The following is a 901-nucleotide window of genomic DNA, read 5'->3' as shown; positions in this document are numbered from 1 at the left end:
GCGGGAGCGGTCATGGCGGTCGCCTCGGTCCACGACGACCTCGTGCGAACGGTGCTCGCCACGGTGGCGATCCTGATCGGGATGACCTTCCAGGCGGCTGCCGTCTTCGCCCCGATCCTCTCGGGCGGCCTGCTCTTCATCGTCGTCGGCGCGGTGCTCATCACGGCCGGCGTCCTCGCCGACCGGGGGCGACGCCGGCTCCGACGCCGCCTCGCGCCCGACGCCGACCACGAGGGCCGTGGCGCGTGATCACACGGGGAGGCGGCCGACGAACTCCCTGAGCTGCTTGGCGTTGGCGCACTCGTGCATGTCGACGACCTCGCCATAGAGGTGGGCCACCGAGTCGCCGGTGCCCCACTGCCGCGGCGGTTCCGGGTTGAGGAAGACCACCTGTCGGGCGCGCTCGACGACCACGCGTAGGGCCTCGACGTGCGGGTCGGTGTTGTTGGAGCGGGCGTCACCGAGGATCAGCACGGTCGTGCGGGGCCCCACCGCCTCGAGATAGCGGTCGGTGAAGTCGAGCAGCGCCGACCCGTAGTCGCTGTTCCGGTGCCATCGCGTCATCCGCGCCGTGTCGTCGAAGGCGGACGACAGGTCCGAGCCCGGCGGTGCGGACAGGACCGTGTCGGTGAGCTCGTCGCACACGTTGACGAACCCGAAGACGCGGACCCTGCGGAACTGCCCCGCCATGGCCTGCATGAGCAGGATGGTGAAGCGCGAGAAGCCCGCGACCGAGCTCGACAGGTCACAGAGCAGCACGAGGTCGGGACGGTGCGGGGCGCGGCTCTTGAGGGCGGGGCGCACGGGCACCCCGCCGGTCGACATCGAGCGCCGCAGGGTCTTGCGGATGTCGATCTCGCCGCGGCGGGCCCGGCGCCGGCGGGCGGCCATGCGCGACGCC

The 901-nt window shown here is 72.3% G+C and carries 2 protein-coding genes; one reads left to right on the top strand and one right to left on the bottom strand.

The annotated features are described in order from the left end of the window. Positions 1-249: hypothetical protein (locus tag BN10_RS17055; protein ID WP_040750403.1), on the top strand; the 249-nt coding region annotated here is incomplete at its 5' end. Here the strand turns inward: BN10_RS17055 and BN10_RS00575 are convergent. Beyond that, positions 250-901, bottom strand: a 652-nt coding sequence (locus tag BN10_RS00575; RefSeq protein ID WP_040750399.1) for a VWA domain-containing protein, incomplete at its 5' end; no start/stop codon positions are given.

It is taken from the genome of Phycicoccus elongatus Lp2, assembly GCF_000367525.1.
Classification (GTDB): domain Bacteria; phylum Actinomycetota; class Actinomycetes; order Actinomycetales; family Dermatophilaceae; genus Phycicoccus_A; species Phycicoccus_A elongatus.
The sequence above is the reverse complement of the archived record's forward strand: the minus strand, read 5'-3'. Positions and strand labels throughout refer to the sequence as shown.